We start from the raw sequence: 14,066 nt of genomic DNA, 5'->3' as shown, positions 1-14,066 counted from the left end.
CATGCGTTTTCCGACCGCCCAAGCGCCGTATCTTGCCCCCGTCAACAGCGTCAACCGTATCATGCTGGAGGTGCTCGTCGCCCTGATACCGGGTTTGACGGCTCTGGTATGGCAATTCGGCCCCGGCGTGCTGGTGCAGTGCCTCATCGCCCTGGCCGCGGCGGGATTGGGCGAGGCCGCCATGCTGTCCTTGCGCCGCCGTCCGATCGCGCCGGCGCTCAGGGATTGCAGCGCCGCCCTCACCGCCGTGCTGCTCGCCGTCTCGCTGCCGCCATTGGCGCCCTGGTGGCTCACGGCTTTTGGAACGCTTTTCGCCATCGTCATCGGTAAGCACCTTTACGGCGGCCTGGGCTACAACCCCTTCAACCCGGCGATGGTCGGCTATGCCGTGCTCCTGATCTCTTTTCCCCAGCACATGACTGCCTGGCTTCCGCCCAAGGAATTGAGCGGTTCCGCACTGAGTTTTGCCGATGCCTGGAACGCGATCTTCAGCCGCGACCTGCCGTCGGGCGTGACTTTCGATGCGCTCGCCATGGCGACGCCGCTCGACACGATCAAAACCCAACTCGGCCTGAATCGGTTGCTGGATGAAATCCAGACCGGCGGCCTGTTCTCGGGAATAGGCGGCCGAGGCTGGCAATGGGTCAACTTCGGCTTTCTCCTGGGCGGGCTGTGGATGCTGAAACGCGGCGTCATTGCTTGGCAGATTCCGGCCGGCTTTCTGAGCGCGCTCTTCGCCGTCGCGCTGATCTTTTTCCTGATCGATCCGGCGGTTTACCCGACGCCGCTGTTCCAGTGCTTCAGCGGAGCCGCCATGCTGGGCGCCTTCTTTATCGCCACCGATCCGGTCAGCGCCTCGACCACGCCGCGCGGGCGCTTGATTTACGGCGCCTCGATCGGCCTGCTGGTGTTCGTCATCCGCGCCTGGGGCGGCTACCCGGACGGCGTCGCTTTTGCGGTCCTGCTGTTGAATCTGGCCGCGCCCACCATCGACCATTACACCCGTCCGCGGGTCTACGGACATCCGAAATGAACCTACCGAAACCCATCATCAATGCGGCCGCCGCGCTCGGCGCGTTCGCCGTGATCGGCATGGGGCTGGTGGCCCTGGTACACGACGGCACGAAAGAGCGCATCGAGTCCAACGAACAGGCGGTCCTGCTGCATACCCTGGAATCGCTAGTCCCGGCCGACTGGTTCGACAACGACATTCTCGCCGACGCCATAACCGTCAGCGATCTCGCCCTGGGCACCGACAAACCGATTACCATTTATCGGGCGCGAAAAGACGCTAAACCCGTAGCAGCCGTTCTTTCGCCTGTTGCTCCGGACGGCTACAACGGGACGATCAAACTGCTGGTGGCGATTCGCGCGGATGGTTCCCTGGCCGGCGTCAGAGTCCTCAGCCACCGAGAAACGCCCGGACTCGGCGACCCGATCGATACCGACAAATCCGACTGGATATTCGGCTTCGACGGCCGCTCGCTGAACAATCCCTCGGAATCCCGCTGGAAAGTCAAACGGGACGGCGGCGAGTTCGACCAGTTCACCGGAGCGACGATCACGCCGCGCGCGGTGGTCAAAGCCGTATACAAGACGCTGACTTTCTTCGAGCGGAACAGAGCGCGGCTATTCGAGCAAGAATCGGGAAGCTCTTTAGGACCGAACCCATGATCGACTTTTCCAAGTACCAGAAAATCGTCCGCGACGGCCTCTGGCACAACAATCAGGCCTTCGTCGCGCTTCTGGGATTGTGCCCGTTGCTCGCGGTCAGCAATTCCGTGGTCAACAGCCTGGGGCTCGGTCTCGCCACCACCGTGGCGCTGGTCTTTTCCAACGTCACCGTCTCGCTGATCCGCAATCATGTCGCGACCGAGATCCGGCTGCCGGTGTTTGTGCTCATCATCGCCTCGAACGTCACCGTCATCGAGCTGTTGATGAACGCCTTCTTTCACGATCTCCACAAGATCCTCGGCATCTTCATACCCCTGATCGTCACCAACTGCGCCATCATTGGCCGCGCCGAAGCCTTCGCGTCCAAGAACCCGGCCGACCGCGCGCTGGTGGACGGCTTGTTCGTGGGGCTGGGATTCACCTTCGTGCTGGTCCTGCTCGGCGCCCTGCGCGAGGCGGTCGGAACCGGCGCCGTGCTGAACCGGGCGGATTTGATGTTCGGCGAAATCGCCAAGAACTGGACGATATCCCTCTTCAGCGACTACGACGGCTTCCTGCTCGCGATTCTTCCGCCCGGCGCCTTCATCGGCCTCGGCCTTCTCATCGCCGTGAAAAACATCATCGACGCCCGCGCGAAGAGAAAAGCCCCGAGCAAAACCGCTCCGTCCCAAGCCGAGTCGCTCCGCAAATCCGCCGTCCATGAATCATGAACGCCGAAAAGCGCAGACAGATTTTCGAACGTCTGGCCGCGGCCATCCCGGAACCGACAACCGAACTCGATTATGCGACGCCGTTCGAGCTGCTGATCGCGGTGGTACTATCGGCCCAGGCTACCGACAAGGGCGTCAATAAGGCCACCGCCAAACTGTTTCCGGTCGCCAATACCCCCGAGGCCATACTGGCCCTGGGCGAAGAAGGGCTCAAGGAATACGTCAAAACCATCAACTTATATAACAGCAAGGCCAGAAACATCATCGGGCTTTGCAGATTGCTGCTCGAAAAACACGGCGGCGAAGTGCCGCAAACACGGGAAGAATTGGAAGCGCTGCCGGGCGTCGGCCGCAAGACCGCCAACGTCATCCTCAACACCGCTTTCGGCCGGCACACCATCGCCGTGGATACGCACATTTTCCGCGTCGCCAACCGAACCCGGCTCGCGCCCGGCAAAACGGTGCTGGAGGTGGAAAGAAAACTGGAGCGCACCGTTCCCAAACCGTATTTGAAGGACGCCCATCACCTGCTCATTCTGCACGGTCGCTATACCTGCATCGCGCGAAAGCCGAAATGCCCTATTTGCCCGATCGCCGACCTATGCGAATACCCGGACAAAACTCGTCCCGAATCCTTTTAGACTTCCTGAACGATCATCCAAGAGCATTCAAGAACATTAATGCTTGACTGGGAGCTTCGTAACAGGTTTAATACGCAACTCGATTCGCCACATGGCCAGGTAGCTCAGTTGGTAGAGCAGAGGACTGAAAATCCTCGTGTCGGCGGTTCGATTCCGTCCCTGGCCACCAAATAAAAAAAAGGCTTACGCGGGATTCACCCGGTAAGCCTTTTTTCATGGTAGACGAAAAATCGAACGCCGTCGTCAGGGCATTTGACAGTCATTTGATTTCGTCACGGAAACAAAAAACCCGGCCAGGTCGCCCTAGTGTCTCAACCGGGCTGAATTGACGGATACAGCCGTTTGAGTTTGATCCGCGCATCGGCGGTGGTGAACCGCCACTCTACCGTGCGGTGAGCCGTATTCCGCTCGGCTTCCCACGCCGCAATTTCACGGGTCAGGATGGCCGAGTTGGGAATCCGGCGGTCCAGGCACTGAGTGGCCAGGGCGCTCAACTCAATCTCGGCCATGTTCAGCCAACTGCCATGCTTAGGAGGGTAGTGGATTTCCCGGCGCTCCAGGAGCCGCCGGGCTTCATCGGGCGCAAACGCCTGATGGAGCGAGGCCGGCCGGTGCGTGTTCAGGTTGTCCATCACCAGGACGATCTTCTCCGCCTGAGGGTAGTGCACGTCTACCAGAGATCCCGAATCACCTCCGCGAAATCCACCGCCGTGCGCCGCTCAGTAACCTTGACATGGCGGTATCCCGCCAAAGGTTCGAAGAGCATGAACAGGTTGGCGGTGCCACACCGCTCGTATTCATAATCGTAACGCTCCGCCTGGCCGGGTTCCGCGGGCAAAGGCTGGCGAGTTTCCGCGACGAGTTGCTTACCGCATTCGTCCAGACAGACTTTCGGCCGCTTCGGATCATAAGGCCGGGTATACACCTCGAGGACATCCTCCATCGCGCAGACAAACTCGGCATTGGCGCTGGGAGGAATCACCCATGGCTTGTTCAGCCAGGGCTTGAGCGTGTTTTTTCAGCGTGGTCCGGATGCATTCGGGGCGGATCGAGGGGACCACTTCGAGTGCTTCGAAGTGTTGAGCCAGCAGCTTCAACGTCCAACGGGCATGGCCCTCGGGCGCCGGGCCACAGGCTAGGGCGATCAAGCGTGCCGCCTGCGCCCCATCCAGTTTGTGAAACTGCCGCCCGGTCGGCTTTTTCCGAGAGAGCGCAGCGTCCAGGCTGGATTCCACGAACGCCTGCCGGACCCGATGAATCGTCGAGAGGCTCGTATCGAACGTTTCCACGATCTTGCCATCGCTCCACCTCGGTCCGTCTTCGCCCGGGTCCGCTTTCAATAAAATCCGCGCCCGTGTCAACATCGTCGCGGCATGGCGCCCCTTCGTCAGTAACTGCTCCAAGGTGTCGCGTTCGGCCTTGGTGAGCCGGACAAGATAGCGGACCATAACAGGGAACTCTCCAGAATGAACGAGGGCCACCGTCTTTCATTCCAGCCTTCACTCTGTCAGCTGAGTACGGTTAGGGTACTAGTGCACGTAAGCGTTCATGGCGGCGGTACTCATAGTAAGAATCGACACGCTGCTTGATAGTCTCTAGACAGCGAGCCCGTTCTTCGCTCGCCGCCTCACCCGACAGCGTCCTGATCTCCGCGAGCACCTGCCGAAACTCGGCCTCGGATCGGCACGACTTCTTCGGGTGTTCTCATCGGTCTTCGCCCAACAAGCTCTTGAGGTCCTTGAGCATCAGGAACAGGTGATACGGGTCGGTCGGGCTGGGTTCGAACTCCCAGAATTCGTACCATTGACGCGCCTCGTCATCTTTGGCGTGAACCAGTAGGTAACGGATGCCCGCGATGTCGGTGGCCTGCGCCGTGCGCAACAGGGCATCCTTGAGAAGGGCCTGGCCCAGGCCCTTGTGCTGGTGCTCCTTGTCCACCGCGAGCCGAGCCAGGATCATCACCGGCACCGGGTGGCGCGCCAAGCCCTTCATCACCCGGTCAGGCGCGGCCTGCGGATCGACACTGCCGACCGCAAAGCTGTAGAAGCCGACTACCACGTCATCCTGGCAACAGACGTAGGTCTGCGCGCTATTGGCCTTCTGGTTGACGAGCGCGTAACGCTGCAGGAACTGGTTGAGCGCGGCCTGGCCGCAGTCGAAGGCATCAATCCGATCCGTCGCCGCGAGTTTGCGAACGGGCGAGCAAGGTGGCGCCATGGCGCCACCGCTCAACCCAGCACTCCGGGTTCGCTCAGCAACTTCTTCAGACGCGGTTTGCTTTGCACCGGACGATCCAGCGCGTCCTGAAATGCCTGCCATTTGGCCTCGTCCAGTACGAACTGACGACGATCCGCCAGTGTTTGGGCCGCCGCCGTCACGCCGGCGTCGAGCAGAAATTCGCTGACGTTCTTATGGCAGGCGCGCGCGGCTTCCTGCAGCAGCTGCTTGACCGAGCTGCTGGCGCGCACATCGATGCGCTCGGTCTTGGACAGGTTCAGGGTGCTCATGGCTTTGCTCAGTACGGATTCAGAATGTTGTCATTGTAGTTGTCCGGACAAGTCTTGTGTTCTCCGTTGTCGGTCGCCGACGCGGAGTAGTTGCCGGCCGCAACCAATCTGAGTGCGCATTCTCGCGATTCCGGCCTGTCAACCACCGCTTTTTGCAGCAGCCAGCAGGACTTATCAACTTGCCGGGACTCCGGTATCGTGTTCTGTCAACACGGTTTGGCGCAGGCTGCCGCCCCATCACCAAAATTCAACGCCCAACCCTCGCCGGCCGGGCGTTTTCGTTTCCGGATTCCGCGAACCAAGTGGGATTCAATGCGCCTCTGTCCGTGCCGCACATTGGCGACACAGTGCGCCGAACCTGTCCGGTCCGACTTCCACAGCGCAGTTCATGACCCGCTCCGAATCTTGGCGGACGCCGATTCTCCGATAGGACACATCCGCTTTTGAAGGTGCCCGTGCAGGCAGGACGAGAAACTTCTTGCCCGCTTGCTCCGAGGTGCGGTTCCTTATCTCGCCAGTTTAAGATGCTTCAATGCTTCATCGGAATGCTGGGCGGCGATATCGGCGTGTCCCTTCTTGCCGTGCTCGACCGCCTGGTTCAAGTGGTCAATCGCCTCCTTGACGTGCTTGGTGGCTTCGTCGTGGAATTTCTCGGCATCCTTGGCGTGGGTAAGCGCTTCTTCCGCATGCTTGGTCGCTTGCGGCGCGTGGTCATCCTGGCCGTGGGCCAACGCCTGCGCCGCGTGCTCGATGGCTTGATCCGTATGGGTATCCCAGGCATAAGCCATGCCGCTCGCGGCCAAAACGAGCGCGCCCGTCAACGACGTCATCAACTTCCTTTTCATATCCGCCTCCTTACGTGCTATTCACCAAAATAGACATGCCCTAGCCCGCATCGTTCATATCCCGGCGGTGAATTTAGCCCGGCTATGCCCCGGCGAACCGTTTCACTCCGTCTAATGCCGCAGTCGGTGCGTCATTTCACACAGAAATCCCTCTGACCGCAGCGTTCGGCTGCTCGTTTCACGCCCCCCTCAATGGCATCTTTGTTGCCTAATTCGAACTCTCATCAGAGGACGGCCATAAACCCGCTCCGCTATAACAAAAACAAACTGCAACTTCATCCATTCCAATGGAGCATTCTCCAGCCTGCGTCAGCGATTTGTTCCTGGATCACCGGGAAACGCTCGTTCACACCCTGTTCCGCATGGTGGGCTGTCGGCAGACGGCCGAGGACCTGGCGCAGGAAGCCTATGCGCGGGTCATGGGCGCGGCGGAGAGCCAGCAGATCAACTATCTGAAAGCCTTTCTGTACCAGACCGCGCGCAACCTGGCCCTCGATCATTTGCGTAAGACGAAGGTGCGCAGTCGCACCGAATGCCCGGACGCCGATCCGGAAACCGTTGCCGAGATACCCGCTTCGGCGCCGACGCCGGAGCAGGAAGCCGTAGCGCAACAGGATGTCGAAAGGCTGTTCGAAGCCTTGGCCGGATTATCCGAGCGCCGGCGGCAAATTCTGATTCTGCACAAGCTCCATCACTGGCCTTACGAACGCATCGCCGGCCATATCGGCCTGTCCCGCAGCGCCGTGGAAAAGAACGTCCAAGCGGCTCTGGCCCATCTCGTGTCCGTTTTGGGAGACGATATCCTCTGACGCCAGTGTGTGCCCGCGCGCCTCGAACGTCTTATCCTATATCGCCTTCCATTACCAAGCGGACCCGAATTCCTTCATGAATTCCAACGGCGACGATGAAATCCGGACGCCCGGCGCGCCGCTAGCCGAGGCGCTGGCCTGGTTTGCGCGCCTCCGGGACAGCCAAACCAGTGCGGTCGAACGGGAAGCCTTCGCCGTATGGCGTGCGGCCAAACCGGAAAACGCCGCGGCTTACGTCCGTGTGGAGAAGCTGTGGAATTCCCCGGCCTTATCCGAGGCGCTGGCAAGATTTCCTCCCGCCGCGGTTCCGCCGGTCGTCGCCCGAAGCCGGTGGCGAACGTCCCGCCGCTGGGCCGCGGCGGCCTCCGTCCTGCTGCTGGCCGGCTGGATTCTGGCCGCATCCGGACTCGTCGACCGCTGGCGCGCCGATTACACCACGGTGGCCGGCGAGCAGCGCCGCATCGAACTGGCGGACGGTTCCACCGTCGTCCTGAACACCGACTCCGCCCTGGCGCTCGATTTCAACAACGATCGGCGCGGCGTCCGTCTCCTGGCCGGCGAAGCGTATTTCGAGGTCCGGCCCGACAGCGAGCGGGCTTTCATCGTCAGCACCGACAGCGCCACCGTACGGGTGGTCGGCACCCGGTTCGCGGTTCTGGCCGGTGCGGCCACATCGGTCACGGTCGACAGCGGCATCGTCGCCTGCGCCAACGGCCAAGGTGCCAGCGTGCGGGTAACGGCCGGGCAGCGGGTATCGATCTCGCAGAAAACCATCACGCCGCCGTCGAAAATCGACCCCGAACGCGCCTTCGCCTGGCTCAAGGGACGCCTGATTTTCAAGGATCGCCCCTTGGCGGATGTGTTGGATGAACTCGATCGCTATCACCCCGGCCTCATCGTCATCGCCAACGGCAGACTCGGGGACAGCCGCGTCACCGGCAACTACAAACTCGACGACACCGCCGCCGTCCGCGCCCTCGCGGACATCGCCGGAGCCCGCGTCACGACGGTGTCACCTTATCTGACGGTGCTGCGTTAGAGCGTCAACCGGCGTTCCCCCGGCGTCACCGGCCGCTATACGCCGGCCGAGGCCCTGGAAAAGCTGTTGACCGGCACCGGGATCGTCGCCCAATCGACCCGCAACGGCACGCTGACGCTGGAACGCAAGGCGCCGGCGCAAAAGCTCGATCGGGCCGATCCGCCCGTTCCGCCGAGCGCGGAGCTGTCGCGCATGGTCGTGACCGATACGGCGGACGGCGCCGATCCGCCTTATCAGGCCGAAATCTCCACCGCCGGGACCAAGATGCCGGTGGAAATCACCCGCATCCCGCAAGGCATCCAGGTGATCACCGAAACCGCCATCAAGGACCGGGGCGCCGTCAGCATCGGCGACATCGTCAAGCAAGTACCGTCCGCCAGCGTGTTCGGGTCGCGCTATAGTCGCTTCCCGGCAGTGAATATTCGGGGATTTCGGGCCGACCGGGTTCGCAACGGAATTCGGCAAGAGTCCCTGCCCGATTCCAACGATTTTTCCGCCCTCAGCCATATTCAAAGCATAGAGATCCTGAAAGGGCCGGGCAGCACGGCCTTCGGGCAAGGCGGCGACGGCGGCGGGATCATCAACGTCGTCACCAAACGACCCTACGACTGGTTCGGCGCCGAAGTCAGCTTTACCCGCGGCGGCTGGGACGGATTCGACGGCGACATCACCAGCGGCCAGTGGGATTTGAATGCGCCCTTGACGCCGGACGGCGCCTTGAAGGCGCGCTTCACCGGCGAAATCGAGGGTTCCGACACGTTCATCAATTACCAGGAGCTAAACCGGGAGAATTTTGGCTTGGCCCTGGCCTGGGACAACGGCGGGCCGGTGCGCGGCTTCCTCAATGCCGAGTATCAGCACCGACAGAGTCTGGCGAATCCGGGACTTCCCGCGATCGGGACGGTTCAGAGCAGTAGAGGTTTGGGCCGGGTGTCGCGCGACACCTATCTCGGCGAGCCGAGGTTCGACAATCTCGATGTCGACTCTCCTTTGGTTCAAGCCTGGCTCGATATCGACGTGGCCGAGAACTGGAAGGTGTCGCCGCGGTTTCAGTACTTCGAAATCAACACTCGCCAGGATCAGATGTTTTTGGGCGCGACCACGCTCGATCCGGTGAATGGGCGCATCAACGTGTCGCGTACGGGCCGCTCCGACTTCCTGGAACGCGACCGTAATTTCATCGGGCAAATCGACATCACCGGCACCTTGGAGACCGGACCGCTGAAACACCAGATCTTTCTCGGCGGCGATTACACTAACCACCATTTCGAGGGGGGATTTTTTCCCCGGATCAACGTCTCCAGCATCAATGCGCTTGATCCTGTCTATCTCGATACGAGTCCTGCGCCAAGCACTACCGAACTGAACTTCGGAGGCAATTTTGAGGTGGGGGCGGTCGCTTTTCAGGATGTCATATCGATTACCTCCAAATTCGATCTGATGGGCGGCGTTCGGCATTCCAGGGTAAGCGGAAAGAGGAAAATCGTGACTGGCAGAGTGGTGGAGACGGATACCGACAACACTATCTTTCAGGGGGGCGGCACGTTTCACGTCACCGATTCCGTCCATCTGTTCGCCGGCTACGGGGAAGGCTTCAACGTCTCAGATGCGGTCGGCTTCGGCACCGCCGACGGCAAGCCTTTCGATCTCGGGCAGTCGGAGCAGGTGGAAGCCGGCATCAAGGTCAACTTCCCCTGGGGCCTGACCGGAACGGCATCGTATTTCGATATCACGCGGACCAACGTGAGCACGCCGGATCGAAACAATCCGGGCTTCCAGGTGCAGACCGGCGAGGTACGGTCCAAAGGCGCCGAGGTCGAGTTGGCCTATCAGATCACCGACCAATGGTTCGTCCAGGGCGGCTATGCCTTTACCGACGCGGAGATCACCAAGAGCAACGCGAGCGATGTCGGCAATCGCTTCCAAAACATTCCGGAGCACCAGGCTAGAGCAATTCTCGGATGGGTAGCGGGAACTTGCCCAGATGGGTGGAATCAGAAGGAGATGACTCCCTATTCCTTAGATTTGCGGCAGAAAATCATCGCCGCCCTCGAGCGGGGCGTGGGCTCCCAACGCACCGTAGCCGACTTGTTCGGTGTCAGCCTCTCCTTTGTCGAACGCCTGTTGCAGCGGCAGCGTACGACCGGGACGCTGGCGCCACGGCCCCATGCCGGCGGGCCTCCGCGCCGCCTGGACGAGGCCGACGAGCGGCTGATTCGCCAGTGCCTGGGACAACAGCCCGACCTTACCTTGGACGAACTCCGCGAGGCCTTGGCCCGGCAGAACGGCAAATCGGTCAGCCGGGCAACGCTGGGCCGGGGGGTGCAACGCCTGAATCTGCCTCGAAAAAAAAGACTCTCCACGCGACTGAGCGTGAGACGGACCGGGTGAAGCAGGCCCGCCAGGACTACCGCGCCGAAGTCGCCGCGTTGCCCGTGGGCTGCCTGCATTTCATCGACGAATCCGGCATTAACCTCGGGCTGACCCGGCGCTACGGCCGAGCTGCTCCCGGGATCCGGGTGGAAGATGCGGTGCCGTTCAACCCCGGCCCTAATGTGAGTGTCATCGGTGCCTTGTCCTGCCGGGGCATCGGTGCCGTCATGAGCATTGAAGGCGCGACCGACGGGCCCGTGTTCCTCGCCTATGTCCGGCAGGTGCTGGCCCCGACCTTGGCCGAGGGGGATGTCGTGGTCATGGACAATCTCAGCGCCCACAAGGTGGCGGGGGTCCGCGAGGCCATCGAAGCGAAGGGGGCCAAGGTCTTCTACCTCTCGCCCTACTCGCCCGATTTCTCGCCGATCGAGCCCTGTTGGTCGAAAATCAAGACCGCCTTGCGCGCCGCCAAGGCCCGCACCCGCGAAGCCTTGGATGAGGCTCTCGCCGCCGCTCTGGCAACGATTACCCCTCTCGAGGCTCGAAACTGGTTCACCCATTGTGGTTATGCCCTACACTAACCTGAGAACCGCTCTAGGCGATACGGTTTACACCTGGGCCATGCGTGCGGTGACCGACTTCCAGGCTCCCTGGACCGAGCTGACTCCGCGCGACGAGCCTTTGCAGAATCCCCGCCTCGGCTGGCTCGAGGCCCAGGCGGTTGGCGAGCGGCTGATGGATCAGCAAGCCGCGCTGCATGGCTTCGCAGTGGAACGGCCCGTTGCCCTGCGGCTCGATCGCCGGCGCGGGGTCTATGAATATTCGGTGCGCAGTTCGCGGGACATCCAGGACAAGCGGGGTATGACCCGAGTCTTCTTCGACGCCGACACCGGGGAATTGAAGCTCCTCTTGATGCCCACCGGCCAGTATGCCGGCAACACCGTTACCAGTTGGCTGTTCGCCCTGCACGAGGCCAATGTGTTCGGACTCCCCTACCGGATCATCGTCTGTCTGCTGGGGCTCGCCATCGTCATGCTGTCGGTCACCGGTATCGTCTCTGGCTGAGAAAACGCCGGGCGCGGAGTCACCGACTGGTCGCCGCCGCTGCACCGGTCCAAACGAGTGACTAGAGGCGCGCCGCACGAGAACACGAGAGAAAAGCCGGTGAAGGGGGGAGTCTCCGCCTCATGATGGCTTTACGCCAAAGTCTCCAACGACCTGCGGCAAAACACACACTCCAAGGAGTATCCGCGGAGCGGAAACCGCGGATTCGGCGGGCGCCGTTTCGTGGCTCGGTTATTGCCTTCCGTATCGATTACCTGGCCGAGCCGATTTTCGCCCATAGACCGATGTCCCGCTCTCTCACCGATTCCTTGCCCTCGCCCTGTAGCGAAGGGTTGATGCGCGACCTGTTCCGCTTCTTCCGGCAGCGGATCGGGTGTCCCGACACCGCCGCGGATCTGACCCAGGAAGCGCAATTGCGCGTGTGGCAACACACCCGCGAGGACCGGATCGACAATCCTCGCGCCTTCGCTTTTCGGATTGCCGAAAACCTGGTGGTGGATCACCGCCGGCGGCAAGCGGTCAGGAAAATCTGCGTTCCGCTGGAAGACGAGCACACCGATACCGTGGCCGGATTCGATCCCGCCCCGGAACACAGCCTGGAACAAAAGGACCGCTTGCGCCGGCTCAACGCAGCGCTGTCGGAACTTCCGGAAAAATGCCGCACAGCCTTCCTGCTCAACCGGCTCGAAGGGCTTTCGCGCCGGGAGATCGCGGCGCGGCTGAACGTATCGGAAAGCATGATCGCCAAATATCTGGCTCAGGCCATGCGTCATTGTCGATCGAGCGTGGACGATTATTAGCGCGGCCCTCGAATATCCCGTGGACTGCGTTCGGGCTGAGCTCTTCGGCTTGGCTCGGGGCAAACGGTATTTTGAGGCCAAGTCAATTAGCCCACGGCAACTTTCAAACGGCGGTGCGTCTTATACTATGACGCACATCAACCTAAAGACCGCAGTTGAATCTCCGAAATACCCGCTATGCCACGTCAGCCGCCGCATGCCCTCACCCCACCCCCTCTGCTAAACTCCCTTTTCCCCCTGGAGGGTGTCGTAAAAGCCGAAAATGTAGACTGGGTTGAGGGACGAAACCCTGCATTTTCAGCCGGTTGCTGGGATTCCTTCGTCATCCCAGCCTACTTTTGCGACACCCTCCTCTGGGAGAAGGGCCGGGGATGAGGGCTTAGGCCTTTTCAGGTGGTTTCCAACTACCGGATTTAGGATCAACCAACTGCGGCCCATGGATTCTTCTCCCGACTCACCCAACTCTCTCGCCGATCGGGCCGAGGCTTGGGTCATTCTGCTGCATTCCGGCCACGCCACTGACGAGGATCGGCGAGAATCGGCGGCATGGCGGGCGGAAAGCGTCGATCACGAGAGGGCTTTTCGCACGGCGGAGCGCTTGTGGCGGGACATGGGACTGGCGCTCCAGCCGGCCGCCGTTAACTCTCGCCGTGCCCCAGCTTCGCTCATCAAAAAGCGGCGCCACAACCGTTCGGCGGCGCTGGCGATCGCGGCCTGCGTGCTGATATCGGTCATCACGGTGCGGATGCTCGGACTGACCGACATCTGGCTCAGCGATTATCACACTGCCATGGGCGAACGCTCGGAAATCACCCTCGCGGACGGGAGCCGCGTCACCCTCGACACCGATACGGCATTGTCGGTGCATTTCGGCGAAAACGTCCGCCGCGTTGAACTGCAACGGGGCCGAGCCTCGTTCAAGGTCGCCCCCGATCCCCGGCATCCTTTCGAAGTGGCGGGCGGCGCGGTGACCGCCCGAGCGCTGGGGACGGCGTACGATGTGGCTGTATCCGGAAGCGAGGTTCGTGTCAGCGTCCTCGAACACTCCGTCGCCGTGCGGGCATCCGGCTCGGATCGGGAGCTGACGCTGGCCGCCGGGCAGCAGGCCTACTGGGACGGCCGCGAACTGAAGGGCCCCGAGCCGGCCGATCTCCGCGCCGCCGCGGCCTGGCGCAGGGGAAAGCTGATTTTCGAAAATCGCACCCTGGCCGAGGCCGTTGCGGAACTGGACCGCTATCGGCCCGGCGCAATCTTGATGACTTCAGCCGAACTCCGCGCCCTGCGGCTCACCGGCGTCTTTCCCTTGGACCAACCCGACTCGGTGCTGAACGATATGGCGGCGACGCTGAAGCTTCGTACCACGCAGCTGGGGCCGTGGATCACGCTGCTGCATCGTTAGCCTCTCTTTCGGTGAACGGGTCGCCCGCCTTCTACGCTTGGAAAGCGGTAGCCCGCATGCAGCGCAGCGGAATGCGGGAAAGCCCAGGCCACCGCATCCCCGGATTTCACTTCGAGGCTGTGAAAGAATTCTGCCCCTGGCCACCCAAGTTCGCGATGCGTCTCTAAGGTATGGCTTTAGAAAGTGCGAAACGTGCCATTGGGG

14 protein-coding genes, 1 tRNA gene and 2 pseudogenes are annotated in these 14,066 nt (G+C 61.7%); 13 read left to right on the top strand and 4 right to left on the bottom strand.

Features of this window, described 5'->3' with window-relative positions:
- Position 1 precedes the first annotated feature (1 nt).
- The 5 genes from rsxD to ACWJKU_RS05625 all read left to right on the top strand — a co-directional run bounded on the left by rsxD (position 2) and on the right by ACWJKU_RS05625 (position 3,194).
- Positions 2 to 1,033 carry an electron transport complex subunit RsxD gene (gene rsxD, locus ACWJKU_RS05645; protein WP_454146608.1) on the top strand — a complete coding sequence of 344 codons (1,032 nt, stop codon included), beginning with the start codon at positions 2 to 4 and terminating at the stop codon, positions 1,031 to 1,033.
- Positions 1,030 to 1,674, top strand: coding sequence for an electron transport complex subunit RsxG (gene rsxG, locus ACWJKU_RS05640; protein ID WP_454146606.1), 645 nt, complete (start codon positions 1,030 to 1,032; stop codon positions 1,672 to 1,674). The genes rsxD and rsxG overlap by 4 nt, the downstream gene beginning before the upstream one ends.
- Positions 1,671 to 2,384, top strand: coding sequence for an electron transport complex subunit E (locus ACWJKU_RS05635; protein WP_454146604.1), 714 nt, complete (start codon positions 1,671 to 1,673; stop codon positions 2,382 to 2,384). The genes rsxG and ACWJKU_RS05635 overlap by 4 nt, the downstream gene beginning before the upstream one ends.
- The gene (nth, locus tag ACWJKU_RS05630; protein WP_454146602.1) at positions 2,381 to 3,025 is read left to right on the top strand and encodes an endonuclease III; all 645 of its coding nucleotides are present in this window, start codon (positions 2,381 to 2,383) and stop codon (positions 3,023 to 3,025) included. Before ACWJKU_RS05635 ends, nth begins: the two co-directional genes overlap by 4 nt.
- Positions 3,026 to 3,118: 93 nt before the next feature.
- Positions 3,119 to 3,194 (top strand) — tRNA-Phe (locus ACWJKU_RS05625).
- Positions 3,195 to 3,336: 142 nt separating this feature from the next.
- Here the strand turns inward: ACWJKU_RS05625 and ACWJKU_RS05620 are convergent.
- The 4 genes and pseudogenes from ACWJKU_RS05620 to smbP form a co-directional block, all read right to left on the bottom strand.
- Positions 3,337 to 4,473, bottom strand: a pseudogene (locus ACWJKU_RS05620) (IS630 family transposase).
- Between the two features lie 256 nt (positions 4,474 to 4,729).
- Positions 4,730 to 5,257 carry a GNAT family N-acetyltransferase gene (locus ACWJKU_RS05615; RefSeq protein ID WP_454146600.1) on the bottom strand — a complete coding sequence of 176 codons (528 nt, stop codon included), beginning with the start codon at positions 5,255 to 5,257 and terminating at the stop codon, positions 4,730 to 4,732.
- A complete protein-coding gene (locus ACWJKU_RS05610) occupies positions 5,254 to 5,532 on the bottom strand; it encodes a type II toxin-antitoxin system TacA family antitoxin (RefSeq protein WP_454146598.1) in 279 nt (92 codons plus the stop codon). Before ACWJKU_RS05610 ends, ACWJKU_RS05615 begins: the two co-directional genes overlap by 4 nt.
- 506 nt (positions 5,533 to 6,038) lie before the next feature.
- Positions 6,039 to 6,377, bottom strand: a complete 339-nt coding sequence (gene smbP / locus ACWJKU_RS05605; RefSeq protein WP_454146596.1) for a small metal-binding protein SmbP — start codon at positions 6,375 to 6,377, stop codon at positions 6,039 to 6,041.
- 287 nt (positions 6,378 to 6,664) lie between these two features.
- Here smbP and ACWJKU_RS05600 point away from each other — a divergent pair, with 287 nt between their 5' ends.
- The 8 genes and pseudogenes from ACWJKU_RS05600 to ACWJKU_RS05565 all read left to right on the top strand — a co-directional run bounded on the left by ACWJKU_RS05600 (position 6,665) and on the right by ACWJKU_RS05565 (position 13,862).
- Positions 6,665 to 7,186 (top strand): RNA polymerase sigma factor, encoded by a 522-nt coding sequence (locus ACWJKU_RS05600; RefSeq protein ID WP_454146594.1) that lies wholly within the window; start codon positions 6,665 to 6,667, stop codon positions 7,184 to 7,186.
- A gap of 76 nt (positions 7,187 to 7,262) precedes the next feature.
- Positions 7,263 to 8,225: a FecR family protein gene (locus ACWJKU_RS05595; RefSeq protein ID WP_454146592.1), complete on the top strand. Its 963-nt coding sequence runs from the start codon at positions 7,263 to 7,265 to the stop codon at positions 8,223 to 8,225.
- Positions 8,226 to 8,243: 18 nt separating this feature from the next.
- Positions 8,244 to 8,342 (top strand): annotated as a pseudogene (locus tag ACWJKU_RS05590) (STN domain-containing protein); the annotation flags it as partial.
- Between the two features lie 75 nt (positions 8,343 to 8,417).
- Positions 8,418 to 10,616 carry a TonB-dependent siderophore receptor gene (locus tag ACWJKU_RS05585; RefSeq protein WP_454148048.1) on the top strand — a complete coding sequence of 733 codons (2,199 nt, stop codon included), beginning with the start codon at positions 8,418 to 8,420 and terminating at the stop codon, positions 10,614 to 10,616.
- Positions 10,613 to 11,179: an IS630 family transposase gene (locus tag ACWJKU_RS05580; protein ID WP_454146590.1), complete on the top strand. Its 567-nt coding sequence runs from the start codon at positions 10,613 to 10,615 to the stop codon at positions 11,177 to 11,179. Before ACWJKU_RS05585 ends, ACWJKU_RS05580 begins: the two co-directional genes overlap by 4 nt.
- Entirely contained in the window at positions 11,166 to 11,663 is a 498-nt protein-coding gene (locus tag ACWJKU_RS05575; protein ID WP_454146588.1) for a PepSY domain-containing protein, read from the top strand. The genes ACWJKU_RS05580 and ACWJKU_RS05575 overlap by 14 nt, the downstream gene beginning before the upstream one ends.
- Before the next feature lie 284 nt (positions 11,664 to 11,947).
- Positions 11,948 to 12,463, top strand: a complete 516-nt coding sequence (locus tag ACWJKU_RS05570) for a sigma-70 family RNA polymerase sigma factor (protein ID WP_454146586.1) — start codon at positions 11,948 to 11,950, stop codon at positions 12,461 to 12,463.
- A gap of 436 nt (positions 12,464 to 12,899) precedes the next feature.
- Complete coding sequence (locus tag ACWJKU_RS05565) at positions 12,900 to 13,862, top strand: FecR family protein (protein WP_454146584.1); 963 nt, start codon at positions 12,900 to 12,902, stop codon at positions 13,860 to 13,862.
- The last annotated feature ends 204 nt before the right edge of the window (positions 13,863 to 14,066 follow it).

Source organism: Methylocaldum sp. MU1018, from assembly GCF_053646775.1.
Note: the sequence above shows the minus strand (reverse complement) of the source record. Positions and strands in the feature narration are given on the sequence as shown.

Excerpts from the sequence above, each read along its gene's own strand:
- nth (WP_454146602.1), top strand. The coding sequence starts at position 2,381 with ATGAACGCCGAAAAGCGCAGACAGATTTTCGAACGTCTGGCCGCGGCC.
- ACWJKU_RS05600 (WP_454146594.1), top strand. The coding sequence starts at position 6,665 with ATGGAGCATTCTCCAGCCTGCGTCAGCGATTTGTTCCTGGATCACCGG.
- ACWJKU_RS05575 (WP_454146588.1), top strand. The coding sequence starts at position 11,166 with ATGCCCTACACTAACCTGAGAACCGCTCTAGGCGATACGGTTTACACC.
- rsxD (WP_454146608.1), top strand. The coding sequence starts at position 2 with ATGCGTTTTCCGACCGCCCAAGCGCCGTATCTTGCCCCCGTCAACAGC.
- ACWJKU_RS05595 (WP_454146592.1), top strand. The coding sequence starts at position 7,263 with ATGAATTCCAACGGCGACGATGAAATCCGGACGCCCGGCGCGCCGCTA.
- ACWJKU_RS05635 (WP_454146604.1), top strand. The coding sequence starts at position 1,671 with ATGATCGACTTTTCCAAGTACCAGAAAATCGTCCGCGACGGCCTCTGG.
- smbP (WP_454146596.1), bottom strand. The coding sequence starts at position 6,377 with ATGAAAAGGAAGTTGATGACGTCGTTGACGGGCGCGCTCGTTTTGGCC.
- ACWJKU_RS05585 (WP_454148048.1), top strand. The coding sequence starts at position 8,418 with ATGGTCGTGACCGATACGGCGGACGGCGCCGATCCGCCTTATCAGGCC.
- ACWJKU_RS05570 (WP_454146586.1), top strand. The coding sequence starts at position 11,948 with ATGTCCCGCTCTCTCACCGATTCCTTGCCCTCGCCCTGTAGCGAAGGG.
- rsxG (WP_454146606.1), top strand. The coding sequence starts at position 1,030 with ATGAACCTACCGAAACCCATCATCAATGCGGCCGCCGCGCTCGGCGCG.
- ACWJKU_RS05610 (WP_454146598.1), bottom strand. The coding sequence starts at position 5,532 with ATGAGCACCCTGAACCTGTCCAAGACCGAGCGCATCGATGTGCGCGCC.
- ACWJKU_RS05565 (WP_454146584.1), top strand. The coding sequence starts at position 12,900 with ATGGATTCTTCTCCCGACTCACCCAACTCTCTCGCCGATCGGGCCGAG.